The organism is Leptospira koniambonensis (assembly GCF_004769555.1).
GTDB lineage: Bacteria > Spirochaetota > Leptospiria > Leptospirales > Leptospiraceae > Leptospira_B > Leptospira_B koniambonensis.
In genome coordinates, this window is sequence record NZ_RQFY01000001.1 from 715,530 (window position 1) to 734,839 (window position 19,310).

Sequence of the window (19,310 nt, forward strand, 5' to 3'; positions counted from 1 at the left end):
TTCGTCCTCATCCGCCGGGGAGTCGGTGGATGATTTCAATCACAGTTTTATCATCGAAAAAACGAAAGGCCTGCTTTAGCCCCGGAGAGTAAAAAAATGAAAAAAGAGAACTTAAGGCCGATTTTTTGGGAAAAAGAAGGACTCAAACTTTTAGACCAAAGACAAATCCCCGGCAAGAAAGAATGGTTCACTGCTAAAAACTCCGAGGACGCAATTTTCGCCATCAAAGAAATGGTGGTTCGAGGAGCTCCTGCAATCGCCATTACCGGATTATTCGGAGCGGTTCTAGAATTAAAAAAGTTTTCTAAAAAACCGGATTACCAAGAATTCCAAACTCTACTTTCTAAAATCCTGGAATCTAGACCCACTGCAGTAAATCTTCGTAGAGCATTCGAAGAATTATCTTCTATTTTTCCGAAAGACAAATATGATACGGTTTCGTTGTCGGAACTCCAACAGAAATCGGAAGAATTCGCGATCCATGTTTTCGAAGAAGATATCAGAAACAATTTAGCATTAGCGAAGAATGGAGTGGGACTTTTTCCTTCTTCTCCTTCTAAACTAAAAATTATCACTCATTGTAATACAGGCGCACTTGCAACCGCAGGTCACGGAACTGCATTAGGAGTAATCCGTTCCCTAAAAGAAGCAGGACATGATCTTATTGTATATGCAGACGAGACCCGTCCTTATTTACAAGGCGCAAGACTTACCGCCTGGGAACTAATGGAAGAAGGGATCGAAAATTATCTGATGACAGACAGTATGGCCGGCTGGCTCATGTCCTCTCAAAAGATAGACGCAGTTATTGTAGGTGTAGATAGAGTTGCAGCTAATGGTGATTCTGCGAATAAGATTGGAACTTATCCGTTGGCAGTTTTAGCAAAACACCATGGGATCCCATTTTATATTGCGGCCACGGAAAAAAGTTTTGATTTTAAGATCACGGACGGTTCTCAAATCCCAATCGAAATGAGAACACAAGACGAGGTGACTCGTTTAAACTTCTTAAAAAATGAAAAGGGAGAAGCAATTCTTGCAGAAGGTGTAATTGCCCCAGTAGGAGTAAAAGCACTCAATCCTTCTTTTGATGTAACTCCTGCAAGCCTTATCAAAGCATTTATCACGGAGAAAGGAATTGTTCCTCCGGATAAGATCAAAGAGTTTTTTGGCTGATTATTTCTGAGGTTTGATAGCAACCATGGCAGCCTTGTCCTGCCCTGGTTGGAAACGCATCATAAATGCAGACTGGAATTTTTCAACCTTCTCCACCTGCCTTCGATACTTGATGATACTTCCCTTATAAGAACCTTTACGAACTACAATCTGTACTTCCCCTGGATTAAACCTGGAAGATTTTAAAACTTCCAACTTTTGTTTCACGAGTTCTATAAACTTGTTCTGTTTATTATATTCTTCAAAGACCTGACGATACCCTTCTTTTTTATCCTCAGGGATCTGGCCTCTGGACCTTTGGACCATCTGTTTAATCTGTTGGACCTTAGGAAGGATCTTCTCTATTTCTTTTTCTGCGACTTGAAGACGTTTAGTTAGATCTTGGAAAGTTTTTTCATTCCTAAAATGAAATCCGAGCTCCACAGTTACATCTAGCTCCGCCTGAGAACCCAAAGTTGCGCAGGTCAAACCCATATAAGTAGAAACTGTAGAAGATACTAAGTTCCCACTGGAACCATTCAGGATCACATTTCCTAAAGAGTGGATCTTTGAGTTTAGAATAAAACCTTCGACAATGACGTCTCCATCTACTTCTATCTCTGCGTTTTCAATAAACTTAGCATAAAGATGTCCGCCGATCTTGATTACATTCTTTCCATCACCCTTGATCCCGCCGCTCACCTCTAAGTCACGAGCAATTATTAAGTCGGAAGTCTCCACATTTCCTTTTACCATCAAGTTCCCTTGGGTCTTGATAGAAGTAGCAGCTTCGACATCTCCTTTTACGAGAACGTTTCCGTCATAATTGATGTTTCCAGTTCCGAGTCCAACATTAGAATCGATCTGCAATTCTTGGGAAACAGTGATAGAAGTTTCGGTAGAGAAAATTGCACCGTTGCAGGTAGCAAAATATTCTACCAAAGGTTTGTTCTCTTGGACGAGACCCTTCTCTTGAACATTTTTACCTATAGTAAGTTTAGGTCTTCTGATGGGAGGAGGAGCGATCGGTTTTCCGAAAACATCCATTCCTGGTTTACCTGGGATCCCTTCGAATAGGGTCGCAAGTTTCTCCCCTGCTTTTACATAAATATATCTTTCGATATTTCTGTAATCGGCGTGGCCATCCTCACCGATCTTGACCCTTTGCGCTTGGGGATGATAGAATTTTACCCAACCGTCCTCTCCTCTAACAGGAGGAAACCCTTGGGCAACCACAAATGAAATTGGGGAAAAATCCATCCGAGAAGTGGATGATTGTAGTTGTTTTAATGCGCCGTAGATATTGTCCCCGATGATACGATCTTGGGAAATATCCTTATTATGAAGATATTCTATAACGATGCTAGTGGAAAGAGCCCTGCCCTTGATCATCCCTGGACGAATAGTTAGATCGGCGCCCAGATTATCCGAACTGATCTTTAGAGAGAATACACTCTCCCAACTTGTCTCTTGATCTGATACACCCGAAGTTTGCTCTGTACTCACAACCATACTACCTAGCTAACAATTCAATAAGAAGTTTCCTCCGCCTTTTTTTATCACGGAAGAAATCCTTTCTCGAAACCTTCTGAAAGATCCGAAAAAGATCGTATTTGAACCTGCGAGGTTATTCCTTTTCGCGTTTTTAACGACAGACCACTATAACCTTTTGCTCCGAATATACAAGAGTCCGGAGCCCAAAAAAAAGACACAAGGGGCCTATCTCTAAGGACGGAATATTTTCAGAAAATATAACGTAAACAATATTAGAGACCAGAATTTTTTAGAAAAAATCCCCATAGTCCGGCAAGCTTTGGGATCTCACCTAATTGAGTATAGAAAGGAAGATGGTCCCCATGTGTGATCAATTTGGACCTTAAGATCACCTTCCATTCTTCCTTTCCATTCCCCAAAGAATCGAATAATTGCTCTGATTCGTCAGGAGAGATAACTGGATCGTCTGATCCATGCAATAAAGCAATAGGTGCCTTCCAATCGGCAAGGAAGTTCTTAGGAGAATTGCGCAGAATGAAGTTAGGCGGCAGTACGGATAGAATAGGCTCTACTAAGCTCATCCTAAATCCTGGATCGGATTGAACTGAGTATACAAAATCCTTTTCCTTCTGGTTTAGTTTTTTCAGAAGTTTAGGAGACTTCTCCTCTTCCCCCGTTCTTTTTAATCCATTATCTAAGGCGGCTTCAAAATAGAACTCTTCTAATTTGGAAAGTTTGGGCCTAAGCTTAGAAATATAATTATAAAGTAAAACATGAACCGCATAAGGATCCACTTGGTAATTGGATAGAATGAAAGGAAGAGTATCCGCGAAGTCAGAATATGTTCCAACAAGTAGAGCAGATTTTAGATTTTTCTGTTCTTCCTTGCCGGACAATGCCACCATCCCCATCCCAGCGGAGAAGCTTGCAGATAAGAATGAGATCGCCTGACCTTCTCTCTTAACGATCTCTTGGAATAAGGATTTGATATTCGGAACAGTATCAACTGAGATCTCGAGTCCCTTAACTTCTGTAAGTTCAGGAAGATATACAGTGGCTCCAGAATTTTTCAGATGTTTTGCAAGTGTTAGAATCCGGGGATCATCAATCCCTCGATTACTCATCCCGTGCTGTAAATAGATGACAGGAGAATTTTTAGGACCTGGAAAAATTTTGGTCCTGAAGGAAGACTTCTTAGAAACTTTTAAATTTTCCTCTCTGATTTCTGAATCAGGAGAATCTATCATGTCTGCGTATTTGAGTAAGAATGGGAGTCCCTGGAAAGAGTATTGGATCATGCTAAAGAAAGCCTTTTTATATATATTAATATTTTTGCATCAGAAGAACGAGATAGATCCTGCCCAAATATTCTTTGGCATCCTCGTCTTTTAAAAAATATATCAAAATGTACTGTCTTAAATTTTCCAGATCGATCGGGACCAATTTATTATTCAAATTTTCAGGAGGAAGAATATCTATTTGGAATCTTCCCAATTTCATTTCAGAGATAAGTTCGGCGCAAATTTGGTTGGCAAACTCCAACATGATAGAAGCAGCATGACTTCGGATTGTAGGATCTATATGAAAGGATCTGGCGATCTTAGGTAAAAGTTTCAGTTTAGTATAACCGTCCATTGCAAGAAAAAGCCTTCCCTCAGCTTCTCCTTGGAACTCCACAGCGGTACAATTTTCGTAACATAGACCTTCGTTTTTAGAAGGACCAAATGCTTCGCGTACAGCATGGACCCCCAGGTTCTTTTCCAAAAACTCAGGAAAGATCTGGGAAATTGTAAGTATGAATTTTTCATCCAATAAAGGATCTATGTTCAAAGACATACTAATCGGTTCGGTCCCTCTTCTTTAGAAGAATGTAATGCTTTTTTGGCTCTTGGTTCCCATTCCGAGTCTTCTTTTCTGACCCGAACAGATGCACCTATATTCAGCCTAGTCTTATCCGGGCCTAAAAATTCCATAAGTCCGGAAAGTGAGTTTTGGAATTTTATCCAATCTTCCGCATTAAAGAAGGTAGCTAATCGGTTTTTTCGGATACGATAGATGGGAGAATTTTCTCCAAATCTAGATTTCCACCAATTGCCTAAACTTCTAAAATCGGAAACCAAATCTCCGTCTGACTCGAATTCCATAAAGACCAGAATTTTGGTATCTGCTCCCTCGTATTTCTCCCTTTCTAAATGTTGGGAAAACACTGGGTAGGAACTCCAACCTGTCTCTCCGTCCTGGGATTCTCCGGCAAGTACCAGTCCTTCTACAAGTTTATCTAACCTAAAAGAAATTTCATCAAGGGAAAATTCGGAAGGGGAAGAAGAAGTTTGTCTGACTTCTCCCAAGGAAAAGGAATCCCATTCCAATTTCCAAACGATTGCTCCCTCTTTTGGTTCTGAGGCCCTATTTCTTTCAGATGGATATACTGAAATACTTCCGGTCTTACTCGCTACAATTTGTAAATCACCTTTAGAATCATGGAGTAGGACTTCCCAATATTCTTCTCCAACACGGATAGAATCTAAGAATGATTTCACTGCCTCATACGTTTTTCCTCGAACTGGAAAATAGAAGGACTGGAATGGAATTGTTTCCTTGGGAATATCTTCTTTGAAAATGTATGAGGGCAAATCTTGGGAGATGCTAGGAACACCTTCCTCAGAAATATTCGGGCCGGCGGTTACCGTTTTTTGGACTTCGGAAACTTCTTCTTTTGAAATGGATTGGAAAAATGGAATATCTGATTCAGTTCCATCCTCCTCTTTTCTATCCATTGTAGTATGAACTACGTAACCAAAAAGGGAAAGAAGACAGAAAGAGATTCCACCCAAGGCCAAAACTTCCCCATCGATCCAGGTAGAAAGAGAAGTAGAAGCCATTGGAAAAACTTCTGAAATTGGAAAAAATTCGAGGAAAAATTGCATTTTGTAAACTTCGGTTCCGTTACTATATGTAACGGGTTTTCCCCGGTCCGGCTCAAACGATTTTTCTATGAAACTCTACTCGGAACTGGCAGAATATTACTTCGATATTGAAAAGAACGCTCGAAAATTCGAGATGGAAACCCAATTTATAGACAGGCTTTTCCGAAAACACAGGGTCCGAAATATTTTGGATCTGGGTTGTGGAACTGGAGAGCATGTCACCCATTTCCAAAGCCTTGGATATAAATCCAGAGGAATAGATTCCTCCATCAAAATGATAGAGGTCGCCAAGAAAAGATACTCCCATTGTAAATTCGAAGTGGGAGCAATGCAATCCTATAAGTCCCAGGAAAAATGGGACGCAATCATCAGCCTATTCGGTTCCTTTAATTATTTATTATCTAATGAAGAAGTAGAAGCAGCTCTCAAAAATTTGGAGCTGAATCTGAAACCTGCTGGTATCGCAGTTTTAGAAGTTTGGAATGCAGAACCTCTTCGCAAGATCAAAAGAAAAGCAATCGGCCCAGTTGCTCAGATCAAAGCCAAAAATACTACCATACAAAGAAACAGAGGATTTCGTTTAGTCAGAGCGGACCAATCCACAGTAGTAGAAGTAAATTATATCTATAACCTAAACGCAAAAGAGATCAAAGACAAACATTTGATGAGAGCTTACTTTCTGGTGGAATTCCAAAGAATGCTCGCAAAACACAGGATGGAAATCCTACAAGTTTACTCAAACTATAATGAAGTAAAATTCAAAAGTAACGCGAGTAGAATGATCTTAGTTCTAAAGAAAAAGAGTAACTAAAAAACTTCTTCCCAGAGTCGGAATAAAAATCCAAAATTGCCATCCGGAGGAATGAGATGGCGGAAAACTACGACCTGACTGTGATCGGCGGAGGCCCTGGAGGATATGTGGCCGCCATTCGAGCTGCCCAACTCGGATTGAACGTATGTCTAGTAGAAAAAGAAAAACTAGGCGGAGTTTGTTTGAACTGGGGATGTATTCCCACAAAAGCACTTTTAGAATCCGCACATTTATTAGAGTCCATTCGCAAATCAGAATCCTTCGGCCTGAAGGTAGAAAAAGTATCTCCAGATTTCCCGAATATAATCAAACGTTCCAGAGGTGTTGCAGACACAATGTCTAACGGTGTTGAGTTCTTAATGAAGAAGAATAAGATTTCCGTAAAGAAAGGAAGCGCAGTTTTCAAAGACAAAAATACGATCTGGCTTCCCGATACTTCTAAAGAAGAGATCCAATCCGAATATTTTATTATAGCAACTGGTGCCAGACCAAAAGAATTTCCAGGACTTCCATTCGATGGAGACAAGGTATTATCCAGCAAACATGCAATGATACAAGACTCTCCTCCTAAAACTCTGGCAGTCATTGGTGCAGGAGCTATAGGAATCGAATTTGCAGACTTCTACTCTAGCATGGGAACCCAAGTCACAATCATAGAGATGCAGGACAAAATCCTTCCGTTAGAAGATCCTGAAATATCCAATCTACTCAATCGCTCTTTTGTTAAAAGAGGCATCCAAATCCTTACAAGTGTAGGAGTTTCAGAACCAAAATTGGAATCAGATGGAGTTTCTATTCTTCTAAAAGGAGAAGGGATAGCACAAGAAGGAGAAAGAAAAAAATTCGATAAGGTATTAGTTGCGATAGGAGTGACTCCAAACACGGAAGGTATTCATCTGGAAGAGATCGGAGTATTTCTTCAAAAAGGATTTATCAAGGTAGATACTAAATTTAAGAGCAAGGTCCCGAATATCTATGCAATCGGAGATTGTATAGGAGCTCCATTACTCGCTCACGTAGCTTCTACAGAAGGAGTCAAAGCGGCAGAAGCTATCTCCATCCAGAACAAAAATCCTCACGGTTTAGTTTACGAACCATTAGATTATCTTAAAATTCCGGCATGCACATACTGCCATCCGGAAGTCGCATCAGTCGGTTTAAAAGAAGAAGAAGCCAAAAAATCAGGTGTTGATGTAGTCGTAGGAAAATTCCCATTCAGAGCAAACGGTAGAGCGCAAGCCCTAGGCGAAGTAGAAGGAATGGTAAAACTAGTAGCCGACCGTAAAACCGGAGAAGTATTAGGTGCCCATCTAATCGGGCCGAACGTGACCGAAATTTTAGGAGAGATCAATTTGGGAATGGGATCCGAACTGACTCTTAAAGAAATTGCAGGAAGGATACATGCCCATCCTACACTTTCAGAATCCGTAATGGAAGCAGCGGGACAGGCTTTAGGCGAAGCGATTAATATCTAATCAGAATTAAACGGAAGCGTTTGATTCTTCCAAGGAGCCGGTGAATAGGATATCCATCTTATTCACTTTAAATTCTTTAGGAAGTTTAGAATCAATTGTTAGAAGTTCCGCGTCCAGATCATGGAATTTACCCGAGTTCTCATCGAAGAAATGGAAATGGTCATCGATATTACTGTCGAATACTGATTTACCTAAACAGGAAAATTTAAACTCTCTTAATAGACCTGCAGATACTAAAACGTTTAAAGTATTATAAACGGTCGCTAAACTCATTTTCAAAGAACGTTTATCTACCCATTCTTTTACTTCTTCTGCGGTTGGATGATCCGCTTCACAAAGTACATATTGGCAAATGGAAATCCTTTGCATTGTCGGTTGTATTGAAACCGATTTTAATCTACTCTCTATTTCGTCCGGAGTCAGGCAGTATTGTTTGTGTTTACCTAAAACAGTCATGGTCGTCGGTTCTCTCTATGGGCCTATATATCTGACGGTCCGAAAGACCCGAATATAAAGCAAAAAGTCTAGAAGATATGAATTCCTATAAGGATCTTGCAAAAAAGGAAGGATTTAGGCAATCCAAAAAAAGAAGTCCAAAAAACCAGGGAAATCATGGATTTTCCTTTGAAACTTATCGGAATCTCTATAACCTGACGAAAAATCTTTGAAAAGCAGAGAATGATGAGAAACAAATTTTTTACTACCCTACTCTTTCTCTCCCTGGTCCTAAACGTTTCCGTTTGGGCGGAAACGGGGGCATCCCCTCAAACAAATACACTGGCTCAATCCGAAACGGATACAGGCCATGGGGAACATGGGACTGGAGGCCAACACCAAGAGACTGCATCAGCTCATGGTGAGGCAGGAGACGATCTTCCTCTTTGGTCGGTCATTCCTTTCATTTTAATCCTACTCAGTATTGCACTTCTACCTCTGATCTCTCATACAACAGAGCATTGGTGGGAAAACAATAATAACAAACTTCTACTTTCCTTAGCTCTTGGAGGAGTTTCTTTCGGGATCTTAATGGCTCATAGCTGGGGTGGAAAAATTTTCCACACTATGGTATTCGATTATATTCCGTTTATCATTTTGTTAGCATCACTCTTCTATATTTCCGGCGGGATCGTCCTAAACGGAGATATAGAAGCTACCCCTGTGAATAATACGATCTTCTTGATTGTGGGAACTTTCCTAGCTTCTTTTATCGGAACGACTGGGGCTTCTATGCTTCTGATCAGACCTTTACTTAAGACCAACTCGGAAAGAAAACATGTGGTCCACACAGTGATCTTTTTCATTTTTTTGGTTTCGAATATTGGCGGTTCCTTAACTCCTCTTGGAGATCCTCCTTTATTCTTAGGTTATCTGCAGGGAGTTCCGTTCGTTTGGACATTTAAACTATTCCCTGAAATGATCATCGCTTCCGGAATTTTACTCGTGATCTATTTTATCTGGGACACGATCATGCACGGAAAAGAAACCAAGAAGGATATCCGTTACGATCATTCTCATAGACAACCGATCGGGTTAGAAGGTCAGGTAAACCTACTTTGGCTTTTAGGAGTAATCCTTTCTGTAGCTTTCTTAAACCAAAACTATATCCCTGCGATCGAAAAATATCCATTCCTTGGCTTTATCAGAGAAGCAGTTCTAATCGGGTTGATCGCTCTCTCCAAAGTAACTTCAAACCCTAAACTAAGAGAAAAGAATAAATTCACCTTAGGTCCTATCCAAGAAGTAGCTTATCTGTTCATCGGGATTTTCTTAACAATGATCCCAGCACTTCTCCTGTTAGAACATCATGGAAAAGAATTGGGAATCACAGAAAGATGGCAGTTCTTCTGGGTAACGGGTGGATTCTCAGGAGTTCTGGACAATGCTCCTACTTACTTGACATTCCTATCATTAGCCAAAGGATTATTAGGATTCTCTAATGTAACTCAGATCCTTGCTGATCCAGTGGGAGAGGAATTACTAAAAGCGATTTCTGTGGGCGCGGTATTTATGGGCGCATTGACCTATATAGGTAACGCTCCAAACTTCATGGTAAAATCAGTAGCAGAAGAGAATAAGATCAAAATGCCAAGTTTCGGAGGATATGTAGTGTATTCTTTCCTACTTTTGGTTCCTACCTTCTTACTTTTAACCTGGATATTCTTTATCTAGAACTTTTTACTTCTCCGCTTGATCACAGGCGGAGAAGTTTTACTCTTCCTTCACAGGAACAAACACAACCGAATGGATTGTTTTGGTTCCCGGAGTTCCATCTTCCGTTAATCTTTGAGTGTACATCACTTCGGCTTTAGTGCTTCTTGCAGGTTTGTACATTATGATTTGATTCACGTAATCAAATACTGAAACAGAATAATCTATCACAGTCAAAGCAGCTTGCAATGGAAGAAATCTGGACCTGCTCAAAGGTTTCATTTCGGTTTCCTGAGGAAGTGCTAGCCATTTATACATTCTAGCGGATCTTCCTATACTTTTAACATTCTCCCATTCCAGTTTTGTTTCTGGAAAAGAAGCCTGGACCTGTTTGAAATTCACTCTGACTGGAAGATTTTTCTCTTTGGATTCTCTGAGTGCAGTGGACAATTGAAGATCGAACGTGTCTTCATCTAAATATTCTATTTCATTACAGGAAGAAAATACGGTCTCGCAGATATCACCGTATCTTTTATGAACGAAGAAGATCAGATTGATCTTTCCACTTCCTGGATGATATAAAACTTTTGCGTTATAAGCACCTGTCCTCTTGAAATATACACTTCTGTAAATTCTTCGGATAAGACCCCAGCCTATCAGACCAACATCTTTTAAAATTGGAGGATCTGCGATCTCTAATCCTCGGATGGCAATATGCAGTTTTTCGACGGCGACCCTTCCATCTCTTTTAGAAATTTCTAATAGAAAATCCCTGAGATCATCCAATTCATCATCTGCGAGTTTTAGATTTTTTCCGGAAAGATCTACTAATACTTTCCCGGCATTCTCTTCTAAAAGTTTTCGGACTTCTGATTTTCCACCTTTGGAGTTTAATTCATCCAAAGTATAGCGGATACAATCTTGCTCATGACAAGAGATTTGCTCTTCGTATCTGTCGATGCCGAAATAACCTGTAGAAGGATCGGGCGCTTCTGAAAATAGAAGGCCCGGAGTGAAAAATAAACTTAGGACTAAAAGTTTAGTTAGCTTCGTCCGTATATTCCATGACCAGATACATGAGAGTTTCGGTATCTGTTGGATTGATGTATTCGTGGGGAACATCCGCTCTAAAATATACGGAATCCTTTGCATCCAGTTCTACCACCTTGTCCCCCACACGGAGGCGCAATTTTCCTTGGACCACTACAAGGTTCTCAGTTGTTCCAGCTTTATGGGCCTCTGCAACTTCGATTCCGCCTGGTTTCAGGATCAGTTCGTAAAATTCTACCCTTCTGCCTCCGATAAATGGAAACAAGGCACGACTAGAATATACCTTTGAGCTGGAATATAAGACTTTAGTATTCTCTGCTTTTAAGAGAAAAACTCCCTCGGTTCCTTTCTCTTTTAGAAGTTCACTGAAAGGAACGTTAAGACCAGTTGCGATCTTCCATAATACTGCGATTGTAGGAACACTTTTACCTTGCTCTATTTGAGAAAGCATGGCTCGGCTCACACCACAACGAGATGCCAATTTGTCTAATGAGAGTCCTTTAGTATGGCGAATTAATTTTAGGTTTTCTTTAACGACTTCTGTTATATGTTCGCTGGAGATGAGTTCTTTCCCATCCAGTTCTTCGGCGTCGGCCTGTTTCATACCTAATTCGTCCAATATAACGGAAGATGTGTCAATCCAATTTCATTCCTTTCAAAAGAGGATGATCAAATTAGAGAAGAACCAACAGAGGAGTCTATGAGGGAAACCAAGCCGAAATTCCAGGTTCCAGAACATCCGATCCATAAATGGTATGAGAAGGGGTTCCTACTCGCCGTGGAAAAACCGGCCGGGATCCCGGTCCATGCCACCTTCGATCCAAACCGTCCTAACTTGGAAGATCTTGTTAGGCAACAGGAGAAGGAGCCGGATCTAAGACTACTTCATAGATTGGACAGAGATACAAGTGGCATACTTCTATTCTGCAAAGAACCATCCAAAAACAAAGAAGCGGATTCAATCTTAGCAGATTCAGAAAAAACGTATCTGACAGTTTGCGTTGGAATTCCAACAGAGAACGAATTTAAAGTAGAATGTTTTTTAAAAGATGGAAAAGGAAAAGTAAGTTCAGTTCGTTCCGGTGGCAAAAAAGCAATCACCGATTTTACTGTTCTTTCCTATTCAAAGGAAAAGAATATCTCTTTGATTGCCGCAAAATTAGTTACAGGAAGAAGGCACCAAATCCGATTTCATCTATCTTCTATTGGAATTCCTATTTTGGGAGATGATACCTATAGTGATCCTTCTATAAAAAGTTTAGTTCCTAAACCAAAACGTTTTTTATTACATTCATATCTTCTAAAATTCAAAAATGAATTCGGAGAAGATATAAAAATTGTTTCAGAGCTTCCTGCGGAATTTCAACCTTATATACGCTTTTTTTCTGGTATACGATTCCCAGAATGAGTAAGCTGGTCCTCACTTCCAGGAGGCGAAAATGAGTGAGTCCATAGCATTGATCATAGGTGGATCAGGAGCGGCAGGCCATAGCGCAATTGAAGCGATCCGAGAATATTCCTCCAAAACAGGACAAACCTGGAAGATCTACTCCACTACTTCAGGAGAATCTGAAGTGCAAGGATCTGACAAAACAATCCCACTCATCAAATTAGAAGAACCGGAAGAAGCTATTTCGAATATTCAGAAATTCTTAAATAAAGAAAATACAAAAGTAGATTTACTTATCTATACACCTGCCAGAGGAAATTTAGGATATCCTGTTTCCGAAACACCTGACGAAGATATTATCGCCACTGCTAAATTCTGTTTAGATCCAATGCTGGATCTGGAGAAAAAGTTAAATCCAAGGATTACGGTTGGATATTCTGCGTATTATTATCTTCCCCACTTACTTACATTCTACGGTTCTTTAGCATTTATCAAAAAGAAAATGGAAGAATGGGCAGTCCAAAAACCCGACTCCAGAAAGATCATCCGCGCGGGGACTTTTTTCAGCCAAAGTGTAAGAGGGATCACGATCATTCTGCAAAGACTTGCAAAATCTTCTCCTCATCCTGATTTACAAAAATTGATGGAAGAACAAAAAGTCTCAGGCAAAAAGTTCGGAGACTTCTTCATTGATTATATCCAACAAAAGGAAAACCAAAGTTTCGGAAAAAATTTTCCATCGATCCCATACAGGATCACCGAACCAAAAGATCTGAAGACTGCTTTACTCAAAATTTTAGAAGGAGAGAAGGCACCAATCGTTTCCTTAGTAGGAGATTGGATCTGGACAGAAGATAAACTACCTGAGATGCCTGAGTATCTGAAGAATAGATAGGATTTTCACGCAAAGGCGCTAAGGGAAGAAGAAATCTCAGAAACCAAAATTATAAACCTTCTTTACTTCGCGGCTTCGCGTGATATGCAGCTATAATGATTTTGCAATAGTTTTCCAGTTTTTCACATCTTGGATAAGAGTTCCGGGAGGTGGGACCTTCTTCTTACCCCTGTCCAAAAATAGTCCGTTAGACCTTCCATGAGAAAGCATTGGGAAATCATTCTCTGAATCTCCAAATGCGATATCATATCCTTGGTTTCCATTAGCAAGATTCACCAATTCTACTTTTCCGATCCCGTAAGTGAAAGGTTCAATCAATTCGTGGCTTAAGATCCCATTCTTTTCAATGAGTCTCATACCAAGCACATTCTCTTTAGGGATTCCCCATTTTTCCGAAACTACTTGGATGACTGGCTCAGGAGAAGCAGTTACGATCCAAATTTTAGTCCCGACCTTCTCCAGTTCTTTTACGAGTTCAGACATAGGGGCAAATGCTTGGACCGCATTGGGGCTCGTATCCGACTGGTGTCTTTCCCAAACAAGTTTTGCAGTATCTTGCAAATCTTTGGTAGATCTGCCTGAAAAGATCCAAGTAGACCATCTATAAGCGATTCCGAGTCCTTCTTTCTCTATCTTGGATTCATAATATTTCCAGATCTCATCCATGAAGGCTTTGGTATCTGTTTTACGTAAGGTCTCCATTTTTTCTGTGACTTCTTGTTCAGGAAAAAAAGGAGAAAGTGATTCGATCCAAGGAAGTCCGGCTTTTAGAAGTTCGCACATAACTTCTTCTCCGAAATCACCTCGGACAAGAGTATTATCAAAATCGAATAGAACTGTTTTGAATTTCCGACCAGTCAGGTTCTCTTCTAAATAAGAAAAGATTTCGGAAGACCAGTCGGAATTAGAGAACAATGTGATTATTGTTGGATGGTTTCTTTTGCGATCGCGACTTGGGATTCTTTATCCGCTAAGAAAGGAGGAAGATAATGTTCAGGATTCAGCACCACGTTTTGGTAACGAACTTCGAAGTGAACATGAGGTCCAGTCGTGTGTCCTGTGTTACCAGAAAGCGCGAGCACCTGTCCTTTTTTAACCTTATCACCCTGCTTCACGAAAAGAAGAGAATTATGAGCGTATAATGTCTGGATCCCGTTGATCTGAGAATGCGTAAGTACTACTCTGAGTCCATACCCACCGTCTCTTTTGGAATCAGTTACTACTCCATCAGCTGCAGCGATCACTACGGAACCGTTTGGACAGGCGATGTCTACACCAGCATGAAGTGCATTCCAACGTCTTCCTAATCTGGAAGTAACTCTGGAATATTTGAAGCTTAAAGGCCAGATCAATTCTCTTGCATCAGAGGTGAAAATCTCTCTTCCTTTGTCCTCTAATAGAAGATTGCGAGTATAATTTGCGTTATAAGGGAAGAATACTGGTTCTGAGTTTTGGATTTTTCCGCTGTCGTGGATCCCGTTCAGAAGGCGAACTTCTCTTTCTGAGGTTCCGAATTTATGGTAAAGATCCTCTAAGGATTCTTTTACTTTTCCCGGAACGATCCAGATCCCTTCTCTTGATTGATAAGTTTGGATGAATTGGTTATCTACCTTTACTTCTTCCAAATATGTATTTGCGAAAGATTTCCAGGAAAGGAATATGAGTGCAGATGCGCCTACTAGCGAAAGAATAGTTTTTCTTTTCATTTGGTTCTTTCCTTTTTGCGCCGCCAAAAATTCTCTTAAAAAACGGGTATTGCTTTTAAGATCGGCAGTAAATTTCCGAAAGTTCAACCTATCCTCCTGGTCCATAATCTCGGGACAAGGATTTTTCTCCACCCAAATCCAGGGGAATTAACGATATTAAACGAATTCGACCGAATCCTAATGAAATTAATTATTTTAATCCCCATTTTATCGATTTTTAACATATTTTGATAGATTTTCTGCGTTTTTACAAGGTGTCGCATATAGAGTCCCGAAAAAATGCAAACTTACTGAAAAGTTTTCAGAAATTTGGGGAAAGTTTCGTCGTGGTTTTAACTGCAAACCCTGATCATATAGACATAAGGGTAGGCTCTTAAAGGCCAGAGACTGGGTCGTTTTTTGGGACTTTTTGAGAAAGAGGCCTTGAAAGGTTAACAGGAAATGTTCGCACGGAGAACACAGAGTATTTCTCACGCAGAGACACGAAGCCGCTAAGGGCGAATGTAGGAATTCCATCATCACGTTCAGGCCATTTCTCCTCGGTGTCCTCCGCGAACTCTTTGCGAAAAACTTATCCGAGGATTCTCTCTTTCAATTCAGGACTAGGCATTCTGCAGGATTCTCTTTTTCCAAAGAGTCTGTATCTGTTTTTTGCGATTAGATCATAGAACAAATTCCGGATGGGCCTTGGGATGATATATGTAATCAGAAGAATTTTCCAAAATCCTCCGAGTTTACCGCAGATTTCAATGATTGCATTGGATTTGGTATGAATTTCTTTCCCATCCCAGAAAAGGATACTGTCTATGCCTCGGATTTTCTCTTCTAAGGCATTCGATTGGATTAGGTTTTGGGCATATTCAGATTGAAGGCTTGCAAATTTTAGCTTTTTTCGTTTGTCCAGATCCAAAAGTACATTCACAGCGCCATTGCATAAATTGCAAACTCCATCAAATAGCACGATCGGATCCGTAAATTCTGACAAAAGGCCCTTCTTCTTTTATTTAGACTGTTTAGAAGTTATGATCCAAATAAAAACTCTGCACTATTTCAGTTCTTTTTGAAAGTAGAAAGCGCAGATTTTAATTTTTCGTACCAGGCACCTTTCTTTTTCAAGAAGATGGCAGGAGATCCGAGTGGAGCTGGTGTTTCTATCCAAGTTCCACCTGTAAAAGTTTTGCCTGACCAAACATGTTCCCATTCTCCCTTAGGTAGATACCCTTTTACAGTATCTTCTCCTTTTTCTAAAACCGGGACTACAAGTAGATCCTCTCCGAGTAAGAATTGGTTTTGAAGATCTCTTGTATTATTGTCTTCCGGATAGGAAAGATAAAGTGGACGTAATAAAGGAAGTCCTGATTCAGAAGCTTCTTTATTTAGAAATTTGAAATATTCTTTTAATGCAAGATGTATCTGTCCATACCTTGCGAATTCTTTTATTGTATCTGGATCGGAATATGGTTGGTGGTTTTTAGCAGGTCTATTCCCTTCGTGAGTTCTAAAAACCGGAGTGAATACATTCAGCTCCGACCAACGTAGAAATAATTCTTTTGATCTGAAATAATCTTTAATAGGACTTGGGATCGTGGTGTATCCGCCTATATCGCTATGATTTAAACTAAGTCCTGACATTCCTCCACTCAAGATTCCGATTAAAGAAGATACGATCCCGTCATGTCTTCCCCAACTCACCATCTGGTCTCCTGCCCAAAACGAAGTGGAATATTTATTTGAATAACTATAACCAGCCCGAGTAAAAAATACGATCTGTCCCTCTTTTCCCGCCTCTTGGATGGCTTCTCGATTCAGTCTTGCCCATTCTACAGGATAACGATTATGATAGATCTCTGCAGATTCTTTAGAGAATATTACCGCATCCGTAGGCAACCATTCTCCAAAATCTGCCATCCAACCGGAGAGCCCGTTCCCGATCAGATTTTGTTTGATGATATTTTTGATCCAAGTTCTGGTTTTAGGATTTGTAAGATCCAAGAGTCCTGCGGGAAATCCTGCAGTTTGGACTATATAATCTTTTCCTTCTTTATCTTTTACTAAATAATTATTTTTGACCGCTTCTTCGAATAGAGGTCCTTCGGTAGCAAGCATAGGATTGATATATCCTAAAACCTGAATATTCTTTTGGTTTAATTCTTTTACGAAGTTTTTGAAATCAGGATATCTGGTTTCATCCGGAAACCATTTCCACCAGAGTTGGGAGCCGAATACTGTTTTTCTTTGCCCAACCCAATCTTGGATCCAAAGCGCGCTGATCGGATTTCCTGCTTGTTTTGCTTCTTCTATCTTTTCCAAAACAACTGATTTTCCGCCTTGGATGCCGAGCCAGGTTCCATAAGCCCAATCAGGTAAATTCGGAAATCTTCCAGTATGAGATGTATATTGTTTTAAGATTTCTTTAGGACTAGCAGCTTTCCAGGATTTGACATTGAGTCCTCTTTCTCTGAATTCTATTGCAATTTCGGAATCTTCTTCAAAATCAAAAACTGAATAAGAAGTATTTTCAAAGAAGAATGCTCTGTTTCGAGACGTGAGGAAAAACGGAATGGGCGTGTAAGTGCTGTATTCATTTCCACCAGCGCCTTCTAATAATTCTGCTCCCCATGTAATCGGTTGGTCTCCCCTTCCTACTCCTTGTTCTTCAGAGAATAAGAATGGTTTTTTACCTTTTAGATTTAGATGAGAAAATTGTTCTCCTAAACCATAAATACTTTCGGATTCGTCTGATTTGAATTTTATGAACGTGCGGTTTAATTCTGGGTTAGAAATTTCTACCTTCCAATCGAGTCCTGAATTGGAAGAAGAAACAAATCGGATCGAGTAAGACGTCTCACAATTTTTTCCGGTAAGTTTTCCTTGGACGACTAATGCGCCTGATTCTAATCCAAGACTTTCAATTGTTTGAGATCCACATTCTAATAAGATCTTATCTTTGATCTTGAATGTTGCCTTTCTATAATTTACGATCTGTTCTCCTTTTGCAGAAGAAAGAAATGGATCTTGGACTGAAAATTCTAAGATCCTACCCTTCGAAGTAATGAACGATAGTTCAGTTGGTAAGAATACAGCTTTGACACCGTTGCCAAGGGCGAATTCTTGAGGAGGAATGGAAAACGGTGAGATTTTTTCAAATCTGGATCCACAATCCAATAAAAATGCAAATAGTATGCTGATAATAAAAAAGAACCTCATCGTTATTCCTCTTAGAAACTAACGAGAGGTTCTTTTAATAAGCTTTAGAAGTCTTTCTTTTTTTAACTTTTTCTGTCTACGCCACCGACTCTTGGTGCAGAAGCTCCTGCCCCAGTCTGTCCGTAAATATTCGCTGCTTGTTTAGGTAGATTGGATTTTCTCCACTCAAACCAAGAGCCAACATAAACATTCACGTCGTTGTATCCAACTTCTTTGAGCATCATTGCAAGCAATGACGATCTTGCTCCGTTATAATCATAGATAACAGTGGTCCTTTCCGGCATGAAAGGAAAACCTCTTAACTTTTTATTGAAGAAGGTTTTGTCTACGAGCTCTCCGTTCGCGTCATACAACATTCTCCAATCCCAAAGGAATGCTCCTGGCAATCTTCCGCAAAGACTTCCTGGTTCAGGTGCAGTCAAACGTGGAAGTTTTCCATCATATTCTTCTGGTGTGCGAGTATCGAAAATTTGGAGCCTAGTTAAGTTCTTCTCTAAGAATGCTTTATCTATCACTCCTTCCAGTTTGCGGACTTTGGAAGAAGGACCTATATCTAATTCTTTAGAACCTTTTTCTTTGGCTCCATCTACAGGCCAACGTTGCCCTATCAAAAACGCATTTTGAAAACCTGCGCATCTCAAAAGGAAAACAAGTCTGGATGCAAACATCCCCATTCCTTCGTCAAAAACCAAAATTCTAGACTTCTCTTCTTTTTTAGCGAGAGCTAGTATCTCTTCTATCGGGCCCAATAATTTTTTAGAAGAGTCCGGATCAGAAGCAAAAGCCTTTTTGACAAATGGAAAATAATACGCACCCTTTAAGGTGGATTCCTGATATTGCGCTTGGGAGCGACAATCGATGAATAAGTCCTGTTTTTCGTTCAGGTCGGTTTTAAGAAAACTCCAGTGAGACAAGATGAATACCGTTATATTTTTTACTCTTAGTTTTAACCATATTCCATAGTCCCGTTTCAGAGTTTAACTTTTTTTTGGTATTCTTTGAATTTCGAGACATAATCACAAGAATTCTACGGAAATTCCTCTTCTATTTAC

17 protein-coding genes and 1 pseudogene are annotated in these 19,310 nt (G+C 40.0%); 6 read left to right on the top strand and 12 right to left on the bottom strand.

What is annotated here, in order from left to right:
• Positions 1-96 precede the first annotated feature (96 nt).
• On the top strand, positions 97-1,176 hold the full coding sequence (mtnA, locus tag EHQ52_RS03210; RefSeq protein WP_135613832.1) for an S-methyl-5-thioribose-1-phosphate isomerase: 1,080 nt from the start codon (positions 97-99) through the stop codon (positions 1,174-1,176).
• Here the strand turns inward: mtnA and EHQ52_RS03215 are convergent, their stop codons facing one another.
• From EHQ52_RS03215 to EHQ52_RS03235, 4 genes are all read right to left on the bottom strand, one after another.
• Complete coding sequence (locus EHQ52_RS03215; protein WP_135613833.1) at positions 1,177-2,667, bottom strand: DUF342 domain-containing protein; 1,491 nt, start codon at positions 2,665-2,667, stop codon at positions 1,177-1,179.
• Positions 2,668-2,921: 254 nt separating this feature from the next.
• Positions 2,922-3,947 carry an alpha/beta hydrolase family protein gene (locus tag EHQ52_RS03225; RefSeq protein ID WP_135613834.1) on the bottom strand — a complete coding sequence of 342 codons (1,026 nt, stop codon included), beginning with the start codon at positions 3,945-3,947 and terminating at the stop codon, positions 2,922-2,924.
• A 25-nt stretch (positions 3,948-3,972) separates the two neighbouring features.
• Positions 3,973-4,485, bottom strand: a complete 513-nt coding sequence (locus tag EHQ52_RS03230; RefSeq protein ID WP_135613835.1) for a chemotaxis protein CheX — start codon at positions 4,483-4,485, stop codon at positions 3,973-3,975.
• On the bottom strand, positions 4,476-5,576 hold the full coding sequence (locus EHQ52_RS03235; RefSeq protein ID WP_135613836.1) for a hypothetical protein: 1,101 nt from the start codon (positions 5,574-5,576) through the stop codon (positions 4,476-4,478). The genes EHQ52_RS03230 and EHQ52_RS03235 overlap by 10 nt, the downstream gene beginning before the upstream one ends.
• A 67-nt stretch (positions 5,577-5,643) precedes the next feature.
• Between EHQ52_RS03235 and EHQ52_RS03240 the strand changes: the two genes are divergently transcribed.
• Complete coding sequence (locus EHQ52_RS03240; RefSeq protein WP_100711522.1) at positions 5,644-6,387, top strand: class I SAM-dependent DNA methyltransferase; 744 nt, start codon at positions 5,644-5,646, stop codon at positions 6,385-6,387.
• A 56-nt stretch (positions 6,388-6,443) separates the two neighbouring features.
• On the top strand, positions 6,444-7,862 hold the full coding sequence (gene lpdA / locus EHQ52_RS03245; RefSeq protein ID WP_135613837.1) for a dihydrolipoyl dehydrogenase: 1,419 nt from the start codon (positions 6,444-6,446) through the stop codon (positions 7,860-7,862).
• A 6-nt stretch (positions 7,863-7,868) separates the two neighbouring features.
• Here the strand turns inward: lpdA and perRB are convergent, their stop codons facing one another.
• The gene (gene perRB, locus EHQ52_RS03250; protein WP_135613838.1) at positions 7,869-8,318 is read right to left on the bottom strand and encodes a peroxide-responsive transcriptional repressor PerRB; all 450 of its coding nucleotides are present in this window, start codon (positions 8,316-8,318) and stop codon (positions 7,869-7,871) included.
• A gap of 408 nt (positions 8,319-8,726) precedes the next feature.
• On the opposite strand from perRB, the pseudogene EHQ52_RS03255 reads away from it, so the two are divergent.
• Positions 8,727-10,031, top strand: a pseudogene (locus EHQ52_RS03255) (sodium:proton antiporter); the annotation flags it as partial.
• Between the two features lie 39 nt (positions 10,032-10,070).
• Here EHQ52_RS03255 and EHQ52_RS03260 read toward each other — a convergent pair.
• Together EHQ52_RS03260 and EHQ52_RS03265 are read right to left on the bottom strand one after the other, a co-directional pair.
• Entirely contained in the window at positions 10,071-11,069 is a 999-nt protein-coding gene (locus EHQ52_RS03260) for a hypothetical protein (protein ID WP_425269375.1), read from the bottom strand.
• Positions 11,050-11,664 carry a helix-turn-helix domain-containing protein gene (locus EHQ52_RS03265; protein WP_100707703.1) on the bottom strand — a complete coding sequence of 205 codons (615 nt, stop codon included), beginning with the start codon at positions 11,662-11,664 and terminating at the stop codon, positions 11,050-11,052. Before EHQ52_RS03265 ends, EHQ52_RS03260 begins: the two co-directional genes overlap by 20 nt.
• Positions 11,665-11,760: 96 nt before the next feature.
• On the opposite strand from EHQ52_RS03265, the gene EHQ52_RS03270 reads away from it, so the two are divergent.
• Positions 11,761-12,468, top strand: a complete 708-nt coding sequence (locus tag EHQ52_RS03270; RefSeq protein ID WP_135613840.1) for an RluA family pseudouridine synthase — start codon at positions 11,761-11,763, stop codon at positions 12,466-12,468.
• A gap of 31 nt (positions 12,469-12,499) precedes the next feature.
• Positions 12,500-13,345 carry an SDR family NAD(P)-dependent oxidoreductase gene (locus EHQ52_RS03275; RefSeq protein ID WP_135613841.1) on the top strand — a complete coding sequence of 282 codons (846 nt, stop codon included), beginning with the start codon at positions 12,500-12,502 and terminating at the stop codon, positions 13,343-13,345.
• 90 nt (positions 13,346-13,435) lie between these two features.
• On the opposite strand, the gene EHQ52_RS03280 is transcribed toward EHQ52_RS03275, so the two are convergent.
• From EHQ52_RS03280 to EHQ52_RS03300, 5 genes are all read right to left on the bottom strand, one after another.
• On the bottom strand, positions 13,436-14,260 hold the full coding sequence (locus EHQ52_RS03280) for an HAD family hydrolase (protein ID WP_135613842.1): 825 nt from the start codon (positions 14,258-14,260) through the stop codon (positions 13,436-13,438).
• 5 nt (positions 14,261-14,265) lie between these two features.
• Positions 14,266-15,051 (bottom strand): M23 family metallopeptidase, encoded by a 786-nt coding sequence (locus EHQ52_RS03285; RefSeq protein WP_425269370.1) that lies wholly within the window; start codon positions 15,049-15,051, stop codon positions 14,266-14,268.
• 571 nt (positions 15,052-15,622) lie between these two features.
• Positions 15,623-16,036 carry a thiol-disulfide oxidoreductase DCC family protein gene (locus tag EHQ52_RS03290; RefSeq protein WP_135613844.1) on the bottom strand — a complete coding sequence of 138 codons (414 nt, stop codon included), beginning with the start codon at positions 16,034-16,036 and terminating at the stop codon, positions 15,623-15,625.
• Between the two features lie 65 nt (positions 16,037-16,101).
• Positions 16,102-18,258 (bottom strand): alpha-glucosidase, encoded by a 2,157-nt coding sequence (locus tag EHQ52_RS03295; RefSeq protein ID WP_135613845.1) that lies wholly within the window; start codon positions 18,256-18,258, stop codon positions 16,102-16,104.
• Positions 18,259-18,320: 62 nt separating this feature from the next.
• Positions 18,321-19,172: a sulfurtransferase gene (locus EHQ52_RS03300; protein ID WP_135613846.1), complete on the bottom strand. Its 852-nt coding sequence runs from the start codon at positions 19,170-19,172 to the stop codon at positions 18,321-18,323.
• Positions 19,173-19,310 lie beyond the last annotated feature (138 nt).

Coding starts and splice junctions, on each gene's coding strand:
- EHQ52_RS03270 (WP_135613840.1), top strand. CDS start 11,761: ATGAGGGAAACCAAGCCGAAATTCCAGGTTCCAGAACATCCGATCCAT.
- EHQ52_RS03285 (WP_425269370.1), bottom strand. CDS start 15,051: ATGAAAAGAAAAACTATTCTTTCGCTAGTAGGCGCATCTGCACTCATA.
- EHQ52_RS03265 (WP_100707703.1), bottom strand. CDS start 11,664: ATGAAACAGGCCGACGCCGAAGAACTGGATGGGAAAGAACTCATCTCC.
- EHQ52_RS03225 (WP_135613834.1), bottom strand. CDS start 3,947: ATGATCCAATACTCTTTCCAGGGACTCCCATTCTTACTCAAATACGCA.
- perRB (WP_135613838.1), bottom strand. CDS start 8,318: ATGACTGTTTTAGGTAAACACAAACAATACTGCCTGACTCCGGACGAA.
- EHQ52_RS03215 (WP_135613833.1), bottom strand. CDS start 2,667: ATGGTTGTGAGTACAGAGCAAACTTCGGGTGTATCAGATCAAGAGACA.
- EHQ52_RS03240 (WP_100711522.1), top strand. CDS start 5,644: ATGAAACTCTACTCGGAACTGGCAGAATATTACTTCGATATTGAAAAG.
- EHQ52_RS03275 (WP_135613841.1), top strand. CDS start 12,500: ATGAGTGAGTCCATAGCATTGATCATAGGTGGATCAGGAGCGGCAGGC.
- EHQ52_RS03295 (WP_135613845.1), bottom strand. CDS start 18,258: ATGAGGTTCTTTTTTATTATCAGCATACTATTTGCATTTTTATTGGAT.
- mtnA (WP_135613832.1), top strand. CDS start 97: ATGAAAAAAGAGAACTTAAGGCCGATTTTTTGGGAAAAAGAAGGACTC.
- EHQ52_RS03235 (WP_135613836.1), bottom strand. CDS start 5,576: ATGCAATTTTTCCTCGAATTTTTTCCAATTTCAGAAGTTTTTCCAATG.
- lpdA (WP_135613837.1), top strand. CDS start 6,444: ATGGCGGAAAACTACGACCTGACTGTGATCGGCGGAGGCCCTGGAGGA.
- EHQ52_RS03230 (WP_135613835.1), bottom strand. CDS start 4,485: ATGTCTTTGAACATAGATCCTTTATTGGATGAAAAATTCATACTTACA.